Source organism: Candidatus Pelagibacter sp. (assembly GCF_052049995.1).
Classification (GTDB): Bacteria; Pseudomonadota; Alphaproteobacteria; order Pelagibacterales; family Pelagibacteraceae; genus Pelagibacter.
The window spans coordinates 1-19920 of sequence record NZ_JBNGYX010000004.1 but is presented as its reverse complement, the minus strand read 5'-3'; the positions used below and the strand labels follow the sequence as shown (position 1 = coordinate 19920).

Genomic DNA, 19920 nt, shown 5'->3' with positions numbered 1-19920 from the left:
ATAATTCTTGGCTAGGTAGTTTTGGTTTGTGTTTTTTTTATGGCTAGTAAAGAATGAATTGCTATCGTGATAATGATAACAATGCCCCCATAGATCGTTTCAGGAGAAGGCTGTTCTTTGATCACCATCCAAACCCATAAAGGTCCAAGAATTGTCTCTAAAAGAAAAAACAGATTAACTTCAGCAGCAGTTATAAATCTTGGTGCTATAGTTACCAAAACAAAAGGTATAGCTACGCACATCACACACATTAAAGGTATATAAAAAAGATCATTTCCTACTAAAGCAAAGTCTTTTACAAAGAAAAAGGCAAATATAGCGACACATGATTTTCCAATTACAGCAGCAGGTACCAAGTCAGTTGATTTTGCATATCTTGCAATGTTTGCGTTACAGGCTAACCCAAAAGAGGTAATTAAACCAAATAAATCTCCATAAAAATTACCAAGACTTAATGAGTCATAAAAAATATAAACACAAGCAATAAAGGTAATTATTATAGCGATCCAAGTCTTATTATCAGGTTTTTCTTTTAGGAAAATAGCTCCCAATATTGCAGATAGCATCGGTGCAAGGGCTACCATTAATAAAGTATTTGCTACATTGGTGTTTTGTATTGAGATAATAAAAGTAATATTACATATGGAAAAACTAATTACATAAAAAATACCTGGATAACCAATTTTAAATAAAGCTTTTAAGAAATTATTTTTATAAAATAGAAGAAGACCAACAAAAACTACTAAAAACGGTATTGCTCCTCTGTAAAAAAGCATCCCCCAAGTATCAATATTTGATAATCTAATTAGTAATGAGTCAGGAGTTATAAACATAATAGCTACAAATGCCATTAAAGAGCCTTTTTGTTGATTACTTAAATTATTCACGCTTTAAGTTCTTTCCAAAAAGTTTTAGCTAAATTTATTCCCGATAGATCATATAGTGTTTTAAGTCCAGTTGGAGATGTAACATTTATATCTCCATTGAGTTTTTGATCTATAAAATCAATTCCAGCAAAAAAAATATTTTCTTTTTTTAAATCTTTTGCAATAATTTTTGAAATTTTAATTTCTTTACTTGTTAATTTGATATTAGTTGGTTTTGCTCCTTTACTCATATTACTTAAAATTGAACCTTTCTTTGGAACCCTTGAAATTGCACCACATACTTTTCCATTAATAATAAAAACTCTTTTGTCTCCCTTGCTTATTCTTGGAATAAATCTTTGGCACATAATATGATCATGTTTTTTAATAAATTTATTAATAAATTTTGAATTAAATTTAGTATGTAAATGAATATCATTTCCACTGAAACTATGGATGGGTTTTAAAATGACTTTTTTGTTTTTTTTAAAAAATTTTTTTATTTCATCCATATTTTGGGTAAAAATTGTTGGTGGCATGTATTTTTGATATTTAGATGAATATAATTTTTCAGAAATATTTCTAACAGATGTGGGGTTATTAATTATTTTAACTTTAGTCTTAATTGTATCCAAAATGTATGTTGTTGAAATATATTCAAGATTAAATGGTGGATCTTGGCGAATAAGAATAAATTTACATTTTGTTAAGTCTAGATTTTCTTTTTTAAGGATTTTATAGAATTTTTTTTTGCTGTAGTTAAATTTAATGAAAAAACCCTTAGCTATAACTTTTGAATTAATAACTGATAAATCTTTTGGATCGTAATAGAAAATTTTATATTTTTTGTTCTGTATTTCGTTTGCTAAAAAAACACTTGTATCCGTTAAAGGATTTAGTTTAGAAGGATGATTTCCTTGAACAGCAACAATTTTATTTATCATATAATTCGTCTAAATTTTCGTTTTTTGAAAATTTACTAATCATATGATCTGCGTTTGTTGTCTTATTATCAATTACTTTTTGTAGATGATTTAGAAATATAGTTTCGTTATTACCTTTTTTACTTAAAATATCTCTGTTCTCTAAACCTTTTCTCGAAAGATCTAAAAGTATAGACGACCAATAAAGAAGATCTTTACCCATCAATTGAGTATTAAATCCTTTTTTTGGTGCCTCTAGATAAGCGTTAATTATTTTATCGACATCCCATTTTGAAATTAATTCATGAACTTCATCTAAATTTCCATAAAGCATACCAATATTGAAAGCAGGTCCCGCACATAAACAATCCCAGCCACAGGTATCCATAGATCTCAATTCAATATATTTTTTAACTCTGTTTTCAGTAAATATTGTGCTCAAGTGAGTTGTTAAGTCTGTTTCAGTTGGAAGTTTATTTTCAATTTCTTGTATTTTTCTATTCATAAAATCTTTAAAAATATATTTCCTACCTGAAATATATTGATCTTTATGTTGTATAAATAATATTGGAAAATTAATTACAAAATCAGCATATTTTTCAAAATTCATATTTTCAAAAAATAATTTAGGCAATCCACCCCTTGAAGTACTTTGCCATACTTTAGATCTATAAGATAGGTAGTTGCTATTTTTTTTCTCTATAATTGATGAATTAGCAAACAAAGCAATTGCAATGGGTACAATTGAGTTTGCTACTCTAAATTTCTTAATAAAATCTTCCTCTGATTTATAATCTAAATTTAATTGAGTGCCACAAGTTCGATACATCATATCTAAACTAAGCTCACCACCTAGAGGCATATCCTTAGTCATTAATTCATATCTTTGCTTAGGGTTGCCTGGGATTTCATTTAATTTAGATATAGGATCAAATCCTGCGCTAACAATTTTTATATCTAATTTTTTTGTTACCTGTTTAAGTTCAAATAAATAATCTTGTGACTCTGCACAAGCTTCGTGCATATGATTTAATTTATCTCCAGACAATTCTATTTGATTTCCTGGTTCAAGAGTTATATTTTTACCACCTTTATTAAGAGCAATGATATTTTCTTTTTCAAAAATTGGATTCCAGCCAAACTCAAGTAAGGCTGAAAACATTTCTTTTATTTTTGAATAATCAATCCTTTTATTGTTAGAATTATTAAATAAAAACTTTTCATGCTCTATCCCAATTTTAAAATTTTTGGGCTCTTTAACACCTGACTTAAAATAATTAATAATTTCTTCTTTTGAATCAATCATGCGCTGTAAATAATGATTTATAGATAAATTTAAAGATAATAATAAGGCTCTTTTGCAAATATTTTTTTAACTAATGGCTTAAAATCATCCAAAGTCATACTTTTGTAATCAGGGTCAAAAGAGCATTGATCATATTTTTCACAAAAATCTATTGTGTCTTGATAATATTTGTGGTCTTTAAATTTATCTCTTGCATTTCTATCACCACCTAAATGATGAGCACTGTAATAAGTTTGAAAAAGACCATGGTGTAGAATAATCCAATAGGTTTTTTCTGAAACATAAGGTCTAAGTATGGATGCAGCATATTGAGAATGATTCATTGGTGCTAAATCGTCTCCAATATCATGTAGTAAAGTTGCAACAATCATTTCATCACTTTCTTTATTTTTAAAAGCTCTTGTTGCAGCCTGTAAAGAATGTTCTAGTCTACTGATTTTGTAACCTTCTAAGGTTGAGGTTTGTTTGCTCAAATAACTAAGAATTCTATCTGCTGTTTGTCTTTCAAATTTCTTTTCTAGTTTTTCTAAAAGTTGATAGTCATCTTTACTACCATTTTTCATTTCAGTAAATTTAACTGTTTTCATAGTTTAATTATTTGATGCTGAACTCAATAATGATAATTGAGTAATTTTATTGTCTCCCAACTCATCAACCAATTTTACTGGATAATCACCTGTAAAATAATGATCTGTTAATTGTGGATAAATTTTGCTTCTGTTTTCAAAACCTATTGCTTTATATAATCCATCTATTGATAAAAAACTTAGAGATTTGGCACCGATATATTTACAAATTTCATCATTAGTTTTGTTTGCAGCCAATAATTCTTTTTTTGTTGGCGTATCTACTCCATAGAAATCTGGGTATCTTATTTCAGGACATGCAATCTTAACATGAACTTCTTTTGCACCGCCATCATAAAGCATTTTTACAATTTTATGAGACGTTGTTCCTCTAACAAGTGAGTCATCAATTAGAATTATTTTTTTATTTTTAATAGTTGATTGATTAGCATTTAGTTTTAATTTAACACCTAAGCTTCTTATTTTCTGGCTTGGTTCAATAAAAGTTCTTCCAACATAGTGATTTCTAATTAATCCATGTTCAAAATTCATTTTTAATTCTTGAGCAAAACCCATAGCAGCAGCATTTCCAGAATCTGGCACTGGAACCACAATGTCTGCATTGATTTTACTTTCTTTTGCAAGTTCTCTACCTAGGTTTTTTCTGTGTTCATAAGCTGTTTTACCTCCAATCAAGCTATCAGGTCTTGAAAAATAAATATATTCAAAGACACATGGTCTTACTTTTTTAAGAGGAAAAGGCTTAATACTTTTTAATTCATTTTTTTCAATTAATACTATTTCACCGTTCTCAACCTCTCTAATAAATTTTGCACCAATAATGTCGAACGCACAAGTTTCGGATGCAAGAACATAACTACTTCCAAGTTTACCAATAACTAGTGGCCTGATTCCATAAGGGTCTCGTACCCCAATCAATGAGTTTTGAGTTAGCATTACCAAAGCATAACCACCTTGAATTTGAAAAATTGCATCAATAACTTTATCAATTGTTTGGGGTCTTTTTGATTTAGCAATTAGTTGAACGATCGTTTCAGTATCTGAAGTAGTATAAAATATTGCTCCTTCTTCTACTAATTTTTTTCTTAATGATATTGAATTAGTAAGATTTCCGTTATGAGCAACTCCAATACCACCTGCATTAGTGTCAGCAAAAAAAGGCTGTATATTTCTTAATATATTATTTCCAGTTGTACTATATCTGTTGTGGCCAATTGCATAATTTCCTTTAAGATTGTTAAGTACTTTTTCTTTGTTGAAATTGTCTCCAACTAAACCAAATCTTTTCTCAGAATAATATTTTTCCCCATCAAAAGTGACTATACCACAGCCTTCTTGACCTCTGTGTTGTAGAGCATGCAGTCCAAGCGCTGTTAAAGCTGAAGCATCTTTTGCATTGCTTATGCCAAAAACCCCACACTCTTCCTTTAATCTTGGATTATAGGTCTTTAATTTTTTCTTTAGAATCTTGATATGTTTTTTCATTAGGAAATTCTTTTATCAAATAACTACTACCTTTTTCTAAATATGGAAAGACGTATGATTTGTCAAAATTTATTGGCCATTTATCATAATTATATACGATATGAACACCTGAAAAGATACATACAGAAATAATGTAAGCTCTTATAAAACCAAAAAAGAATCCAAATGTCGTATCTAAGCCACCGATTCCTGTATATCTGACTGCTTTACTAATTCCCTTATTAACTAATAAAACTAAAAAGATAACAACGACAAATATTATTATTCCCAAACCAACATCGAGCACATATTCATTATCAATTACGTCTTTTACATAAGGTTTAACTTTTGGAAATAGAATTAATGTAATTATGTATGCCAGCAACCATTTAGCCATCGAGAGAATACTTAAAATGAAGCCCTTTTTGTAACAATTTATCAAAGAAAGAATTGTTAAAATTAAATAAATTAAATCAATTATTGATATTGCTTTATAAAAATCTTTTATGATTTCTAACATTAGGATTATTTGCCAAAAGGTTTAATAATTAAGATTAATGCAGGAAGCAGTGTTAATACAGATATCATAGCCAACAACATAGCAAGTCCAGTAAATACACCAAAATAAATTGTCGGAATAAACTTTGATAACATTAAAATTGAAAATCCAAAAACAATTGTAATTGAAGTGTTTAGTATAGCAACACCAACAGTTGAATGACACGTTTTTAGTGTTTTGTTGTAATCCTTTATTTTATTAAACTCTTCTTTAAATCTATAAATATAGTGAATGCTATTATCTACAGCAATTCCAATTGTAATTGCTGCAATTGTTATCGTCATCATATCCAAAGGTATTCCTAACAATCCAATTATTCCTAGTATAAAAAAAGCAGCAATAAAGTTTGGAACAACACCAATCAATGAAAGTTTGATATTTCTAAATAAGACTATAAACATTGAAAATATTCCAATAATAACTAATCCCAATGTTAATATCTGAGATTTAAACAGGCTTTGTAATAAATTATTAAATAATATTAAAACACCTGCTAGTTTGTAATCTTTTTCTTCTAAACCAAATTTATCTTTTAGATCAAAATTGATTTTGTTAATTAAATCATTTCTTCTCAAATCTTCCTGTGAGTCTATAATTCTTAAACTAATTCGAGCCTCATTATCTTTAATTGAAAGATAGGGATCAATGATTTCAGTTTTAATACTCTCGGGAATTTTAGAGTAAAGCACGCCCATTTCTAAAGTACCTAAAGGTTTATTGTTGTTTAACTGAGTAGCAACTTCAATAATAGATGAAAAAGATAGAACTTTACCAATTTCAGGTAAGCTATCTAAGTAATTATGAACAGATGTGATTAGATCAATTTTATCTTTTGTAAACCAGTATTTTTCATCATTATTATCTTCTTCATCGCTCCAATCATCAAATTCATCATCTTCTTCAGATTTTTTCACTTTTTCTTTCTCAGGAAATTTTATAATAACTTCCAAAGGAGTGGTTCCACCTAGCTCATCATCTATAAGTTTCATACCCTTGTAAATTTCAGTATTCTTATCAAAGTAATTTATAAAACTATTTTCAACCTCAAGCCTACTTATTCCAATAACACTGAATATTATAATTATTCCAGTTACTAAGAAGATGGAGTTTTTATTATTTATAGAAATTAAACTAAGTAAATTTGTAATTTTAGATTTCTGTTCTTTTTTAACTGAAATATTATTTGTGGGTGCAAAGTTTAAAAGGGTAGGTAGCAAAGTAAATGTAATGATAAATGATGTAATCAAACCAAAAGTCATCATCCAGCCAAAATCAATAATAGGTTTTATTTCACTAAAAATTAAAGATAAGAAAGCGAAAATTGTCGTAAGAACAGTATAAAGAATTGGCCAAAACATTTTTGAAGTTGTTAAGGAAATAATTTCAAAATTATTTTTTGATGGAAAATCTTTTTTAAGTTGAAGAAATCTGGTGCTCATATGAATATTCATTGCCATTGTTAGAATTAACATAAGTGCAATAAAATTTGATGAAATAACCGTAACTTTCCATCCTAGCAATCCAAGTAGTCCCATCATTATTATTACAGAAAAAAGACAACTACTTATAGGAACTACAATCCAAAGAAAATTTCTAAAAACAAACCATAGAGTGGCTATTATAAATAATAGAACTCCTAAACCAAAAACAATTATATCACTTTTGATAAAAGTCATCATATCATCAGCAATCATTGGTATTCCTCCAAGATAAATCTTTCCAACATCACCATAACTTTGAATAACTTGTCTAATTTCTAAAATATTTTGATGGTTTTGTTTTTTGATTTGATCTTTAATTAGTTCTACTTCTTCTTTTGATTTATTTTCTATATCTTCTAATTTTTGAGATGGTTTAATGTTAACAATAATCCCACTAGTTTTACCGTCCTCACTAATGACAAAATTTCTAAAAACAGGACTATTTAAAATTTCTTTAAAACCTCGATTTCTGTCAACATCTTCATCTTTTAAAGTTTTAAAGCTTTCTAGTCTTTCTTGAAGGGGTGCATCAGAATTATTTAAAAGTGGAATATCTAATAAAGTAATTACACTATGGACCCAGTTAAGGCTCTGAATTTTATATTTTAAACTTAATAAATTATTAATTGATGAGTCGGTTACCATTCCCTCATTTGGCGTATAGGTAAGAATTAAAAATTCTTTAGATCCGTATCTTTCAGAGACTTCTTTCAAATATGCTAAATCTGGGTCACCCTCTATTAACAGGGTTTCTGATGAAGCATCTAGCCTAAAATTTTTTGAATAGTAACCAAAACTTAAAATAGCAATAATTAACAATAAAAATATTGCTTTGGGATTTTTAAGGATAACGTTTTGATAAAAATGAGCTATCATTCAAGCTCTTTATATTGGAATTTAACTTGATTGAGTATCCTTAAATTTTGTAAATCTTTCCTCAAATTCAAGAGTTACATTACCAATAGGACCGTGTCGTTGTTTCCCAATTATAATTTGAGCTAAATGTGCAACTTCATTCATTTTTGCTTGCCACTCTGCATGTTCAACTGTTGCTTCTCTTGGCTCTTTTCTTTGTAAATAATATCCCTCCCTGTAAACAAACATTACAACATCTGCATCTTGTTCAATAGATCCAGATTCTCTTAAGTCTGCTAATTGAGGTTTATGATCATCTCTTTGTTCTACTTGTCGAGAAAGTTGTGAAAGAGCTACTACAGGAACGGAAAGTTCTTTGGCTATTGCTTTAAGTCCTTGAGTAATTTGTGAAATTTCTTGAACTCTTCCGTCTTTGTTGAATGTAGTTCCTCTCATTAATTGGATGTAATCGACCACAATCATATCAAGGCCAAAAAGTCTTTTAATACGTCTAGCTCTATTACTTAGAGCAGCAATACTTATTGCTGGAGTTTCATCAATATAAAGGGGTAGTTCAGAAATATTTTTTGATGTTTCTAAAAATTTATCAAATTGATCATCTGATATTCTTCCTCTTCTAATATCATTAGAACTAATTCTAGCTTGTTCAGATATAATTCTTGTAGACAATTGTTCTGAAGACATTTCAAGTGAAAAGAATGCTATAGATGATTTTTTACCACTCTCTTGTAGTTTTTGAGCAGCATTAAATGCAATATTTGTAGCTAGTGAGGTTTTACCCATCGATGGTCGACCAGCAATAATAATTAAATCTGATTGATGTAAACCACCAAGCTTATCATCTAGATCTCTTAAACCGGTTGGAACACCAACGATTCCCTCTTCGTTCTTATAAGCAGCTGAAGCCATTTCAATTGTTTGTTTCATTGCTTCATCAAATTTTACTAAAGATGAGTTGAAAGAACCTTTTTCAGCTAAATCAAATAACAATCTTTCAGAACTTTCGATTATAGATTGCCCGTTAGTATTAAGGTCATTTAATTTTGCACTATCAATAGTCTGTTCAGAAATTTTGATTAATTCCCTTCTTACAAACATATCGTAAATTATTTTTGAGTATTCTATTGCTTGTCTAACTGATGTAGAAAATTTTGTAATTTTAACTAAATATTCTGGAACATTTAGATCGTCTTTCTCATCTTCAAAATAATTTTTTAAAGTAATTGGGTTAGCTAGCATTCCTTTGTAGATAAGGCTTTCAACTGCCTCAAATATTTTTTGATGCATAGGATCATAAAAGTTAATGCTGGAAATTATTGTATTTATTTCATCAAAAATATCATTGCTTACAAGAATTGATCCTATAACTGCTTGTTCTGCCTCAATGTTATTTGGTAACTCTTTAAATTGATCTTTGACTATACTTAAATTGTTTTCCATGAAGATAAATTTACATGAAAAATAATTAATTCAAATTGTATATTTCTACTGGGGAAAAGAATGTATAATTATTGAATTGTATCAGCCGAAGAAACATTGATTGTAATTTCAGCATCAACTTCTGAGTGTAAAGAAATTTTAACTTTAAATTTCCCTAAAGCTTTTATTTCTTCAACTGGTTGTATCATTGAAGGTTTAATATCAATTTTGTTTTCTTCTTGAATAAGTTTTGAAATTTCAGTTGGTTTAACAGAACCATACAATTCATTATTTTCTGTACTAAGTTTTTTTACAGAATACTCTTTACCATTAATCTGTTCAGCAATTTGAGAGGCTTCTTTTTTTTTTTCGTTATCTTTTTTAGATAATTCAGCTTTAATTTTTTCAACTTCTTTTATATTTTCTTTTGATGCATAAAGAGCTTTTTTATTAGCAATTAGAAAGTTTCTAGCAAAACCTCTTTTTACATCTATTACCTCACCAATAGACCCTATTCTTTTTACGTTTTCTAATAATATTACTTTCATTTTATATTAATGCTAAGTTTCTTGCTCTTTTGATTGAAAGAGAAAGTTCTCTTTGTTTTTTTTGAGATACATTTGTAATCCTTGAAGGTAAAATTTTACCATTTTCAGATATGTATTTTTTTAAAAGTTTGATGTTTTTATAATCTACTTCAGGTGCACCCTTAACTGATAATGGGCAAGTTTTTTTAAATTTATATTTGTTTGGTTGAAAAATACTTAATTTTGCAAAGTTACTCTGTTTACCTTTTTTATTTCCACTTTGTCTTTTAGGCATTAGTTTTTAGCGCTCTCTTTTTTTTCACTATCTTCTTTTTTTCCAAAATAGTTTGTTTCTAGGTCAAATTTTTTTACTCTTACTGTTAGATACCTTAGTAATTTTTTGTCTATAGCTTCATTTTTCTCTAATTCATCAATAACATTGCCTTTACCTTTTATTTTAAAGTGTATGTAACTCCCTTTTTTATTTTTTTTAATTAGATAAGATAAGTTTAGTAATCCCCAGTTTTCAGTTTTAACAACTTCACCATCATTTTTTTCGACAATTTTAGAATATTTTTCTGTTAGTTGCTTTAATTCACTTGGTGAAGCATCCTGCCTAGCTATAATTGTATGTTCGTATAAATTCATTTAAGTTCTTTAATAAAATGTGAGGATATACTATTATAAAAGTTCAATTACAATAGTTAAAAAGGCAAAATAATTAGTTTTTTTTATATGTTTTCAGTAATTTTTCCAGGTCAGGGATCTCAAATAGTGGGAATGGGAAAAGAGCTTTATGATAAATTTAATATAGTAAAAGACCTTTTTAAACAGGCAGATAACACACTAAATTTTTCTATTTCCAAACTTATTCTAGAAGGACCAAAAGAAGAGCTAGATTTAACAGCCAATACACAGCCAGCAATATATCTAATAAGCTATTCAATATTCAATCTTGCAAAAAATGAATTTAACTTAGATTTAAATAAAGCGAAGTACTTTGCTGGACATTCCTTAGGTGAATATTCAGCTTTATCATGCGCAGGATATCTTGATTTTTCCGACACTATAAAAATACTAAGAATTAGAGGAGGTGCAATGCAAAACGCTGTGCCTAAAGGACAGGGAGGAATGGTTGCTGTATTAGGTTCATCAGTTGATGTGATTGAAAAAATTTTGACAGAAAATAAAGAAAATTTAAAAGCACAAATTGCAAATGATAATTCTGAAGGTCAAATTGTATTAAGTGGAAAAACGGAAGATTTAAATAAGTTAATTCAAATTTTAAAGGATAATTCAATTAAAAATATTAAGCTTCCTGTAAGCGCACCCTTTCACTGTGATTTGATGAATAATGCTACAAAAATTATGACAGAAGAGCTAAATAAGCTTAGTTTCAAAAATGGTCAAAATAAATTGATTTCAAATGTAACTGCCAATGAAATCAAAGATCCAAATGAACTAAAAAATCTATTAATTAAGCAAATAGAGAATAGAGTTAGATGGAGAGAAAGTGTAATAAATATGATAGAAAATGATGTAGATCATTTTATAGAAATTGGACCTGGGAAAGTTTTGTCAGGTTTGGTAAAAAGAATTAATAGAAACGTTAAAACTGATACAATTAATTCTCAAAGTGATATTGAAGGTCTTAAAATATGACAGATTTAAAAGATAAAAATATTATAGTTACAGGTGCTTCAGGTGGAATAGGAAATTCAATAATTGAAAAATTAAATCAAGCTGGAGCAAATATTTTAGCTTCAGGCACAAGAATAGAAAAACTTGAGGAACTAAAAGGTAAATATACAAGTATTAAAACATTAAAGTTTGATATTTCTCAAAGTGATAAAATTGAGGAGTTTGTTGAACACGCAACCAAAGAACTTGGCGGCAGTCTAGATTGTATAGTTAATAATGCAGGGATCACTCAAGATAATTTAGCAATAAGGATGAGTCTAGATGAATGGAAAAAAGTGATTGATGTAAATTTAACATCAACTTTTTTAATGAGCAAATCAGCAATTAAAAAAATGCTTAAAAATAAATCAGGAAAGATTGTTAATATTACTTCAGTTGTTGGACACACAGGTAATTTAGGTCAGGCCAATTATACTGCTTCTAAAGCAGGTATAATTGCAATGTCAAAGAGCTTGGCTATAGAATATGCTAAGAAAAATATAAATATAAATTGCATTTCACCAGGTTTCATTAAAACTGCAATGACTGATAAATTAGATGATAAATTTAAAGAGGCTATAATATCAAAAATCCCATCTGCAAGACTAGGAGAGCCAGATGATATTGCAAATGCAGTACTTTTTTTATGCTCAAGTCAATCAAGTTACATAAATGGTGAGACCTTGCATGTTAATGGTGGTATGTATATGGCTTGACAAAATAGGTTTTTAAACTATTAAGAATTTATAACAAAAAGGATCAATATGTCAGAGGATGTTTCAAGCAAAGTAAAAAAAATTGTAGCTGATCACTTAGGTATCGACGAAGCAAAAGTAACTGAAGAGTCAAGTTTTATAGATGATTTAGGAGCTGATAGTTTAGACACAGTTGAGTTAGTGATGGCTTTTGAAGAAGAATTTGGATCTGAAATTTCAGACAGTGAAGCTGAGAAAATTTTAACTGTGGGTGATGCAGTTAAGTTTATCGAAGGAAAAGCTAACTAGAAATTTTAATGCCATCAGAAAAAGATGGAGTAATGATAATCTTATCTTCTCCTTCAGGAGCAGGTAAAACCACTTTAGTTAAAAAATTGTCTGAAGAAGATAATTTTGAAATTTCAATATCACATACTACCAGACAACCAAGACCTAATGAAAAGAAGAATGAGGATTACTTTTTTGTTGATGAGTTAGAATTTAAAAGACTTATTAAAAATGAAGAGTTTCTTGAATACGCAAAAGTTTTCAATAATTTTTACGGTACAACGAGAACACCAGTTATTGATAAATTAAATAAACGTAAGAATGTTTTATTTGACATTGATTGGCAGGGAGCCGACCAAATTAAAAATAAAAAATTAGATTATAAACTAATTACCTTTTTTATACTTCCCCCGAGTAAAGAAGTTTTATTTGAAAGATTGTCTAAAAGACACGCAAATGACAAATTTATAGCTGAAGAAAGAATGAAACAGTTCGAAAGGGATGTCTTGCATTGGATAAATTATGATTATGTTGTTATTAATAATGATTTAAATGAATGCTATTTAAAAATAATTAATTTAATAGATGCAGTAATCACTAATGGGTCTAAAGATTATGACCCTGATTATATAAGAAGTCATGTTGAGAAACTAACCTCTTAATTTTTCATATTCACAGGCTAATTTGTAATAAGTATCTAAATTAAGGTTTTGTGGTCTTAAATTTAAATCAATTTTTAATTTATCTAAAACTTTTTGATCTCCATTAAAAAGTTGATTAAAGGGTTTTTTTAACATTTTTCTTCTTTGATTAAAAAAAATTCTTGTAAGTTTTTCCAAATGACTAGGATCATTTATTTTAATAAAATTTTTCTTAGGTAATAAGTATAATAAAGTACTATCAATTTTTGGTCTTGGATAAAATGCTTCAGGCTTGATATCACATATTTTTTTTATATTTAATTTCCAATTAGAGATAATTGATAATCTTCCATAATTTGGGGTATTAAACTCAGCAATAATTCTATCAGCAACTTCTTTTTGAAACATTAAAATCAAACTTTCAAACCAAAAACTTTCTTTTAAATTTATTATCCATTTATTTAGAATTTCAGTTGAAATATTATAAGGCAAATTTCCAAAGACTATTACCTTCTCTTTAAAAAGTTGGTTTTCGTTTATTTTTAAAACATCATCATTAATAATTGTTATCTTATTATTAAATTTATTTTCAAGATATTTTGCAAGCTTATTATCTTTTTCGACAACAAATAGTTTTTTTGGTTTTTTTTTAAGAATATAGGAAGTGAGATTTCCAGTACCAGGGCCGATTTCAAGAATAATTTTATTTTCAATATCAGTAGTATCTGTAATTTTTTCTAAAGCTTTTTTATCAATTAAAAAATTTTGACCTAAACTTTTTTTAGCTTTTATCAACTTTTGTCCAAAAATTTAATTGCTTGAATAAGACTTGTGGGATCAGATAAATTTTTTCCTAGCATTTTTTCATTGGGTCCATGGTCAGGTGAGATGCGTATAAAAGGTAGACCCAAGGTAATATTAATAGCATCATATTCATATAATGTTTTAATTGGTGTTAATACTTGATCATGATACATTCCCAACACCACATTAAATTTTTTTCTATTTTTTTTAATAAAAAAAGTATCAGCTGAAAAAGGTCCCGAAACATTAAAATCTTTTTTATTAAGTAGTTTTATCGTTGGTTTAATTATTTTTTCGTCCTCATTAAATTTACTAATACTCTCACAATGTGGGTTAAGACCTAAAATGGCAATTTTTGGTTTTTTATTCAGTTTCTTTTTAAAAAAATTATTAATTAGCTCTATTTTATCAAAAATATTATTTTTAGTAACTTTTCGTGTTACAGATTTCAAGGGAAGATGAGTTGTTAAAGGACAAACTGATAGATCTTTATTATAAATTAACATTGCATTATTCATTATATTAAACTTTTTTGAAATATATTCTGTGATGCCAAGATATTTTTTTTGTAAAAAAGTTTTTTTTACAACTGGACCATTTATAAATTTTACAATTTTATATTTTTTGATAATTTGAATTGCTAGTTTAAATGATTCACTTATAAATTTGTTTGAATTTTTTGAAATCTTTTCAAATGGTCGCCTTTGATTATAATTAACGTTGATTAAATTAATTGATTTATTGTCAAGTTTGTATTCATTTAACTTTCTAAAATCTAACACTTTTATTTTTTTTTTAAACTTTAGGTGCCTCATTTGAATTTCTATTATTTTCTTAGATGAGATAAGTATTATTGGATTTTTAAATTTTTCTTTCTTCAAAGCTTTAAAAAGTACTTCTGAGAAAATACTATTTGGCTCTCCACTTACAATTAAAATATATTTAGAATTCATTTATTAAAATATTTTTCTTAACTTTTTTGAAATAAATATTTGAATATCTATTTAGTTGTTCATTTGTTTGCTGGTTTATAATTTTTTTTATTTCATTATCTTTATTTATAGGCACTTTGCTTATCTTAGTATCTTCAATATATAATAACAAGAAACCACCTGGAACTAATATCGGATTTGTGAACATTCCAGTTTCAATATTATTTAACTCTTTCTTTATTTTTTCATTTAGAACTGTTTCTTTAATCCAATCTAACTTACCACCATCTTTAGATGAGTCAGATATACTATGAATTAGTGCAGCTTGAGAAAAATTTTTTTCATTTATTGTTTTTTTTATCTTATTTAATTTATCTTCAAGTTTTTCATTTTTTTCAAGGATGAATATAATTTCTGAAAGCAAAAATTCTTTTTGATTTTCTTTTTTGCTTAAATTAACTTTAATTTTATTTTCATCTATTTTAACTTTCTCAAAAAACTTTCTATAGATTAATTGATTCCAAAGTATCTCAATAGCAATTTTTTCTTTTATTAATACTGTGTCAATATTTTTTTTATTAAAGTAAATCTCAAATTGATCTAAAGAATTAATGTTTAAACGAGAAAAGTAATTTACAATTATTTCTTCTATAATTTTTTCCTCTATTGATATTACCTCATGATATTTTAATAATTCTATACGCTTAACTTTTTCTCTTATTAAAGAATTCTTAGCTATTTCTATAGCTTGATTTTTTCCAGTTTTATTAAATTCTTTATTTATAATTGATAAATATTTTACCTCTTGAAGAATATCGATTGACGTAATGATTTCGTTATTTATTTTTAAAAGTATCCTATTTTCTTTACCATAGGACATATTAAATAAGTTAAAAAATATTAAAATAATTAACAGTTTTAATTTCATGTAAAAACTTAATTTTCTAGAAGCTCATCGGCAACATATTCATATGTAGTTAAAGGAAATAGAGTTAAAGTAAACAATAAATTTTCTGTTGGTTTTAAATCTCTATCTTGGTAATAAGATTTTTTATATTTTATTCCAGCAGTTAAACAATCATTTTTATATTCATAAACTAAATCATAATATTCAGTTAAGTTTAACTTTCGATTTCTTCTTGTTTTGAATGACAAATAATTATTTTCATCAAATGTATAACTAATTGAATTTTCAAAAGCATTCGTATCACCTATTACACCGTTTTCTTCTATGAAATTAAATGTAGTAACAAGATTATTAATAGACAATGTTGCATTAAAGTCATTGTATTCAAATTTATTCAGGTCGTTATCTATCGCAAAGTTATAATTTAATTTAAATTGATCTGAAAAATTATTTGAAATTGAGCCAAATAAATTTGAATTTTTTTTATTCAAAGTACTTGTTTTAGGAATATGTTCCTCTATTTTATCTCTATAAACTGTAGCAAGTTTAAATTCAAAATAGTTATTTATTTTTTCTAAATCATTATTTTCTCTTTTATAGTCAATTCCTAATGTTAGAGATTTTCCTGCCTCGAAAGTATCTTCAACGCCTAGTCTATTATTAGAAAATATATTTCCAACATTGATTTTTTTGTCAGAAGTAGAATAATTTTTCATATCGCTAGGATTTATTTTAAGCGATGCCTTTGGGGTTAAATAATTTGTATAATTTTTTTCTTCTTTTATTAAAGGTATACTTGAATTAGCTGTAAATATACTTACGAATTCTACTTGAGGAGAAGATTTGTATTCTGAATTTTTTTTACCTAGTGAATTTAAATTTTTTACATCAAAACTATAGTTGTTCAAAAAACCTAAATTTGAAATATAACTTTGCCAATTGAAACTAATGTCATTAATTATATTTGTTTTCAAATCATTTGTATTATTTAAATTATTGGTGCCTGAAGATTTAAAACCAATAGTGCTATTGAAAAATTGATTATCTAAAATTGTACTATAATTATAGTATGGTAAAATATATTGATATCTATCTGAATTTTCCAATTGCAAGTTCTCATAAGACTCCATACCAGCCTCAAACGTATATTTCTCATGATCTAAAGATAATTTAATTTTATTATTTAGAATATCGAAATTATCAGGTCTTAAAGTTGATTTTGTTATATGTGCATCAAAAATTTTTAAATAAGTATCATTAGAGACTTGTTCAATTGACATTGTAAGTTTGCTTGAGTCAAAATTCTTTAGATTAAGATCTAAATCAAGATTTGCAAATAAATGAGATAAATTATTTTTTTTTTTACTTAATGAAGATTTATATCCATTAACAAAACCAAAATCTGCAATAAACTCAGATTTTTCATTAGATTGTCTATACTCATTTTGTGCCATTAATATTTTATTATCAAACCATGTTGGCGAAAAAGTAAAATCTTTACTCTCAGAAATTACTTTGAAATAAGGTATTGTTAATGAACTACCAAGAAGATTTGAATTATTTAAAGCAGGTTTTAATAATCCAGATTGTCTTTCAACAGACGGATCTGGATGAAAAAATTTTGGAAAATATAAAATTGGAATGTCATAAATATTCAAAAATGCATTTTTATAATTTATTTGTCTTTTACTTTTATCATGCTCTATTTGATCAGCTTTAATTGACCAAGGAGGACAGCTGTCATCTTTTTTGCAGCTTGTAAATATAGCTTTATTGATTTTGGTTCTATTGTTATTACCGGTCGAAGAAACCCCGTATATTCTTGGATTATTTTCTTTATTTCCAAATGCATCATTATGGATTTCAATCTTTGGATCTTTTGCAGTAAAATTATTATTTTTAAAATTAATTATAGCTTCTGAAAAAAAAGCCTTGTCACTCTTAGGCAACCCATGATTTGATATAGCAATGATATTTTTGCCTTTCAGAATTCCTTCATTTATTAAATAAAAAAATTCATCTAGAAAATAAATTTGTGAATTAGAATCTTTTATTTTTGTTTTGTTTTTAGAACTTAGTTGTTTTGATTTTATAAGAAATAAAATATTTTCTCCTTCAAAGTTATATTTAGAGTCTATTATTGCATCTGTTTTTCCAGAAGAAAATAATTCTTCCTCTTTTCTATTATATGTAATTTCTTCAGAAGTTAATTCGTAATTATTTATACCATCCTGAACAAAAACATTTTTTTTTGCATTTAAAATGTCTAATTTTTTATTATAAGTAAAATTATCTGCTTTTATAATTTTTTGATTATTGTCTATTGCTTTTGAGTTGCCAGTAGTAAATATAATTTCTTCATTTTTTTTATAGGTAATTTTGTCAGAGAATATATTATATTTATTTATTGTATCATTTACTCTTACTTCTCCATTTGCATTTAGTATATTTAATAATTTGTCATAAACAAAATTATTAGCTTCGATAATTACTCCATTATCTGTCTCTATTATTCCTCTATTTAGACCTTTAAATAGATTTCCATTGTTTAAAATTTCAATTTCACTTACTTTAAATTCAAATTGTTCCGTATTGCCTTTAAAAGGTAACAATAAAAATAAGATAAAAAGCCAAAATATTTTTGAAAAAAATTTATTTTTCATTGATTCTATTTAGCATAAAAATATTTATAAAAGTAAGCATTATTAAAGGAGTAAAAATTGAAAATAATATTGATAGCTTTTCTGTACTACCTAAAACAAAGAAAAAATTATTAATATAATAAATAACTACAGAAAAAAACAATCCCAAAGAAATTTTCAATGCGGTACTACTTACTTGCTTAATTTTAATCATTAATAAAGCTGAAAACAAGCTCATCAAAACTAAATAAAATGGATTAGTAAATAATTTTAATAATTGGAGATCTACATCTGTTATAGAGTAATTTAATTTCTTATAATTTTCTCTAAGCTCATAAAGTTCAAAAACACTTAAAGACGTGAGATTAGAGTATAAAGATTGAATTCTTTTGTAATTAAAATTTGTATTTAAAATTATTATTTCTTTGCTTTCATAATTATTTTTTTTATAAATTTTTGGATCGTAAACTAACCACTCATAATTTGTTATATCTATCTTGTTACTGTTTATATTTTTTAAAACATTATATTTTTCATCAAAAATAGTTATAAAATTATCTATTAAATAATTATTATCTATTTTCGATGAGTTTATAACAATGGTATTTTCTCCAATTTTATCTCTTATCCATAAACCATTTTTTGTAACTACTGCAAGGTATTTTCCATCGTTTGTAAATGGAGACTTTAGTTCTAAGTAAATATTTTTGAGATTTGATGAAAAATTATAAAATATCAACACAATTAATATACCTGTAAAAAATGATATAGTAGTTAATATACTTAAAATTTTTGAATTTTTTAAACCTGAATATTTTAATGTTTCCAATTGATTGTTATTCAATAACTTTACAAAGAATAACTGTGAAGTTATTAAAAAAATAAATGGAAACATCTCAAATATCATTGAGGGAGAGTTTAAGAATGCTAAAAACAATGTAAAATAAATATCAGCATTAGTATTTCTAAAAAATTCTAATTCACCCAATAGGTTTAAAATAAAAACCAAACAAATCATCACCGCAAGGACATATAAAAGTGATTTAAAAAAAATAATAAAAAAAAATTTTATGTATGTACTCATTGCTTATTAAAGTAAAATGAAAGTTTGAAAAAAAATATCAAATATAAAAAAATAAATATTAAAAATGGAGAAAATAATATTAGTGAATTCTTTATTAATTCGATTGATATAAATCTTATAGTTGTTTCTGAAAAAATAATTGTAATCACTCCACCAAGAAAAGTAAGAAGTTTTAATTTAGAATAATTATTATTCTCTTTTGATGACAATATTAAAAAATAGGGAATCAGCATTAAAAT

General features: G+C 26.4%; 21 protein-coding genes. 5 read left to right on the top strand and 16 right to left on the bottom strand.

The genetic code is table 11. The annotated features are described in order from the left end of the window. Window positions 1-11 precede the first annotated feature (11 nt). The 11 genes from ACTT9Y_RS04345 to rpsF form a co-directional block, all read right to left on the bottom strand. Window positions 12-887 carry a DMT family transporter gene (locus tag ACTT9Y_RS04345; RefSeq protein WP_440933176.1) on the bottom strand — a complete coding sequence of 292 codons (876 nt, stop codon included), beginning with the start codon at window positions 885-887 and terminating at the stop codon, window positions 12-14. Further along, entirely contained in the window at window positions 884-1810 is a 927-nt protein-coding gene (gene gshB, locus ACTT9Y_RS04340; RefSeq protein WP_440933175.1) for a glutathione synthase, read from the bottom strand. Before gshB ends, ACTT9Y_RS04345 begins: the two co-directional genes overlap by 4 nt. After that, window positions 1800-3095 (bottom strand): glutamate--cysteine ligase, encoded by a 1296-nt coding sequence (locus ACTT9Y_RS04335; protein ID WP_440933174.1) that lies wholly within the window; start codon window positions 3093-3095, stop codon window positions 1800-1802. The genes gshB and ACTT9Y_RS04335 overlap by 11 nt, the downstream gene beginning before the upstream one ends. A 29-nt stretch (window positions 3096-3124) precedes the next feature. Then, window positions 3125-3682: an HD domain-containing protein gene (locus ACTT9Y_RS04330; RefSeq protein WP_440933173.1), complete on the bottom strand. Its 558-nt coding sequence runs from the start codon at window positions 3680-3682 to the stop codon at window positions 3125-3127. A 3-nt stretch (window positions 3683-3685) separates the two neighbouring features. Beyond that, the gene (gene purF / locus ACTT9Y_RS04325; RefSeq protein ID WP_440933172.1) at window positions 3686-5167 is read right to left on the bottom strand and encodes an amidophosphoribosyltransferase; all 1482 of its coding nucleotides are present in this window, start codon (window positions 5165-5167) and stop codon (window positions 3686-3688) included. Continuing rightward, on the bottom strand, window positions 5121-5666 hold the full coding sequence (locus tag ACTT9Y_RS04320) for a CvpA family protein (RefSeq protein ID WP_440933171.1): 546 nt from the start codon (window positions 5664-5666) through the stop codon (window positions 5121-5123). Before ACTT9Y_RS04320 ends, purF begins: the two co-directional genes overlap by 47 nt. A 5-nt stretch (window positions 5667-5671) precedes the next feature. Then, the gene (locus tag ACTT9Y_RS04315) at window positions 5672-8062 is read right to left on the bottom strand and encodes an efflux RND transporter permease subunit (protein ID WP_440933170.1); all 2391 of its coding nucleotides are present in this window, start codon (window positions 8060-8062) and stop codon (window positions 5672-5674) included. Window positions 8063-8083: 21 nt separating this feature from the next. After that, entirely contained in the window at window positions 8084-9502 is a 1419-nt protein-coding gene (locus ACTT9Y_RS04310; RefSeq protein WP_440933169.1) for a replicative DNA helicase, read from the bottom strand. A gap of 68 nt (window positions 9503-9570) precedes the next feature. Further along, on the bottom strand, window positions 9571-10029 hold the full coding sequence (rplI, locus tag ACTT9Y_RS04305; protein WP_440933168.1) for a 50S ribosomal protein L9: 459 nt from the start codon (window positions 10027-10029) through the stop codon (window positions 9571-9573). Between the two features lies 1 nt (window position 10030). Continuing rightward, the gene (gene rpsR / locus ACTT9Y_RS04300) at window positions 10031-10303 is read right to left on the bottom strand and encodes a 30S ribosomal protein S18 (RefSeq protein WP_440933167.1); all 273 of its coding nucleotides are present in this window, start codon (window positions 10301-10303) and stop codon (window positions 10031-10033) included. Further along, on the bottom strand, window positions 10303-10656 hold the full coding sequence (gene rpsF, locus ACTT9Y_RS04295) for a 30S ribosomal protein S6 (RefSeq protein ID WP_440933166.1): 354 nt from the start codon (window positions 10654-10656) through the stop codon (window positions 10303-10305). Before rpsF ends, rpsR begins: the two co-directional genes overlap by 1 nt. 87 nt (window positions 10657-10743) lie before the next feature. On the opposite strand from rpsF, the gene fabD reads away from it, so the two are divergent. The 4 genes from fabD to gmk are packed head-to-tail and all read left to right on the top strand — an operon-like array spanning window position 10744 to window position 13333. Beyond that, entirely contained in the window at window positions 10744-11670 is a 927-nt protein-coding gene (gene fabD, locus ACTT9Y_RS04290; protein ID WP_440933165.1) for an ACP S-malonyltransferase, read from the top strand. Then, entirely contained in the window at window positions 11667-12404 is a 738-nt protein-coding gene (fabG, locus tag ACTT9Y_RS04285; protein WP_440933164.1) for a 3-oxoacyl-[acyl-carrier-protein] reductase, read from the top strand. The genes fabD and fabG overlap by 4 nt, the downstream gene beginning before the upstream one ends. 48 nt (window positions 12405-12452) lie before the next feature. Next, complete coding sequence (locus ACTT9Y_RS04280; protein ID WP_008544320.1) at window positions 12453-12692, top strand: acyl carrier protein; 240 nt, start codon at window positions 12453-12455, stop codon at window positions 12690-12692. A gap of 8 nt (window positions 12693-12700) precedes the next feature. Beyond that, on the top strand, window positions 12701-13333 hold the full coding sequence (gmk, locus tag ACTT9Y_RS04275; protein ID WP_075485393.1) for a guanylate kinase: 633 nt from the start codon (window positions 12701-12703) through the stop codon (window positions 13331-13333). Here the strand turns inward: gmk and rsmA are convergent. From rsmA to ACTT9Y_RS04250, 5 genes are read right to left on the bottom strand one after another with little or no spacing between them, the layout of a single operon-like run. Beyond that, window positions 13322-14107 (bottom strand): 16S rRNA (adenine(1518)-N(6)/adenine(1519)-N(6))-dimethyltransferase RsmA, encoded by a 786-nt coding sequence (rsmA, locus tag ACTT9Y_RS04270; RefSeq protein ID WP_440933163.1) that lies wholly within the window; start codon window positions 14105-14107, stop codon window positions 13322-13324. The genes gmk and rsmA overlap by 12 nt on opposite strands. Continuing rightward, window positions 14104-15069 carry a 4-hydroxythreonine-4-phosphate dehydrogenase PdxA gene (locus ACTT9Y_RS04265; RefSeq protein ID WP_440933162.1) on the bottom strand — a complete coding sequence of 322 codons (966 nt, stop codon included), beginning with the start codon at window positions 15067-15069 and terminating at the stop codon, window positions 14104-14106. Before ACTT9Y_RS04265 ends, rsmA begins: the two co-directional genes overlap by 4 nt. Further along, window positions 15059-15976 carry a peptidylprolyl isomerase gene (locus ACTT9Y_RS04260; RefSeq protein ID WP_440933161.1) on the bottom strand — a complete coding sequence of 306 codons (918 nt, stop codon included), beginning with the start codon at window positions 15974-15976 and terminating at the stop codon, window positions 15059-15061. The genes ACTT9Y_RS04265 and ACTT9Y_RS04260 overlap by 11 nt, the downstream gene beginning before the upstream one ends. An 8-nt stretch (window positions 15977-15984) precedes the next feature. Further along, window positions 15985-18618, bottom strand: coding sequence for an LPS assembly protein LptD (gene lptD / locus ACTT9Y_RS04255; RefSeq protein WP_440933160.1), 2634 nt, complete (start codon window positions 18616-18618; stop codon window positions 15985-15987). Next, the gene (locus tag ACTT9Y_RS04250; protein WP_440933159.1) at window positions 18608-19681 is read right to left on the bottom strand and encodes an LptF/LptG family permease; all 1074 of its coding nucleotides are present in this window, start codon (window positions 19679-19681) and stop codon (window positions 18608-18610) included. Before ACTT9Y_RS04250 ends, lptD begins: the two co-directional genes overlap by 11 nt. A 24-nt stretch (window positions 19682-19705) precedes the next feature. Between ACTT9Y_RS04250 and ACTT9Y_RS04245 the strand changes: the two genes are divergently transcribed. After that, window positions 19706-19867 carry a hypothetical protein gene (locus ACTT9Y_RS04245; RefSeq protein WP_440933158.1) on the top strand — a complete coding sequence of 54 codons (162 nt, stop codon included), beginning with the start codon at window positions 19706-19708 and terminating at the stop codon, window positions 19865-19867. The last annotated feature ends 53 nt before the right edge of the window (window positions 19868-19920 follow it).

Bases quoted from the DNA above. Each gene is read 5' to 3' on its own strand.
- gshB (WP_440933175.1), bottom strand. From the start codon at position 1,810: ATGATAAATAAAATTGTTGCTGTTCAAGGAAATCATCCTTCTAAACTA.
- ACTT9Y_RS04335 (WP_440933174.1), bottom strand. From the start codon at position 3,095: ATGATTGATTCAAAAGAAGAAATTATTAATTATTTTAAGTCAGGTGTT.
- ACTT9Y_RS04330 (WP_440933173.1), bottom strand. From the start codon at position 3,682: ATGAAAACAGTTAAATTTACTGAAATGAAAAATGGTAGTAAAGATGAC.
- purF (WP_440933172.1), bottom strand. From the start codon at position 5,167: ATGAAAAAACATATCAAGATTCTAAAGAAAAAATTAAAGACCTATAAT.
- ACTT9Y_RS04320 (WP_440933171.1), bottom strand. From the start codon at position 5,666: ATGTTAGAAATCATAAAAGATTTTTATAAAGCAATATCAATAATTGAT.
- ACTT9Y_RS04315 (WP_440933170.1), bottom strand. From the start codon at position 8,062: ATGATAGCTCATTTTTATCAAAACGTTATCCTTAAAAATCCCAAAGCA.
- ACTT9Y_RS04310 (WP_440933169.1), bottom strand. From the start codon at position 9,502: ATGGAAAACAATTTAAGTATAGTCAAAGATCAATTTAAAGAGTTACCA.
- rplI (WP_440933168.1), bottom strand. From the start codon at position 10,029: ATGAAAGTAATATTATTAGAAAACGTAAAAAGAATAGGGTCTATTGGT.
- rpsR (WP_440933167.1), bottom strand. From the start codon at position 10,303: ATGCCTAAAAGACAAAGTGGAAATAAAAAAGGTAAACAGAGTAACTTT.
- rpsF (WP_440933166.1), bottom strand. From the start codon at position 10,656: ATGAATTTATACGAACATACAATTATAGCTAGGCAGGATGCTTCACCA.
- fabD (WP_440933165.1), top strand. From the start codon at position 10,744: ATGTTTTCAGTAATTTTTCCAGGTCAGGGATCTCAAATAGTGGGAATG.
- fabG (WP_440933164.1), top strand. From the start codon at position 11,667: ATGACAGATTTAAAAGATAAAAATATTATAGTTACAGGTGCTTCAGGT.
- ACTT9Y_RS04280 (WP_008544320.1), top strand. From the start codon at position 12,453: ATGTCAGAGGATGTTTCAAGCAAAGTAAAAAAAATTGTAGCTGATCAC.
- gmk (WP_075485393.1), top strand. From the start codon at position 12,701: ATGCCATCAGAAAAAGATGGAGTAATGATAATCTTATCTTCTCCTTCA.
- ACTT9Y_RS04265 (WP_440933162.1), bottom strand. From the start codon at position 15,069: ATGAATTCTAAATATATTTTAATTGTAAGTGGAGAGCCAAATAGTATT.
- ACTT9Y_RS04260 (WP_440933161.1), bottom strand. From the start codon at position 15,976: ATGAAATTAAAACTGTTAATTATTTTAATATTTTTTAACTTATTTAAT.
- lptD (WP_440933160.1), bottom strand. From the start codon at position 18,618: ATGAAAAATAAATTTTTTTCAAAAATATTTTGGCTTTTTATCTTATTT.
- ACTT9Y_RS04250 (WP_440933159.1), bottom strand. From the start codon at position 19,681: ATGAGTACATACATAAAATTTTTTTTTATTATTTTTTTTAAATCACTT.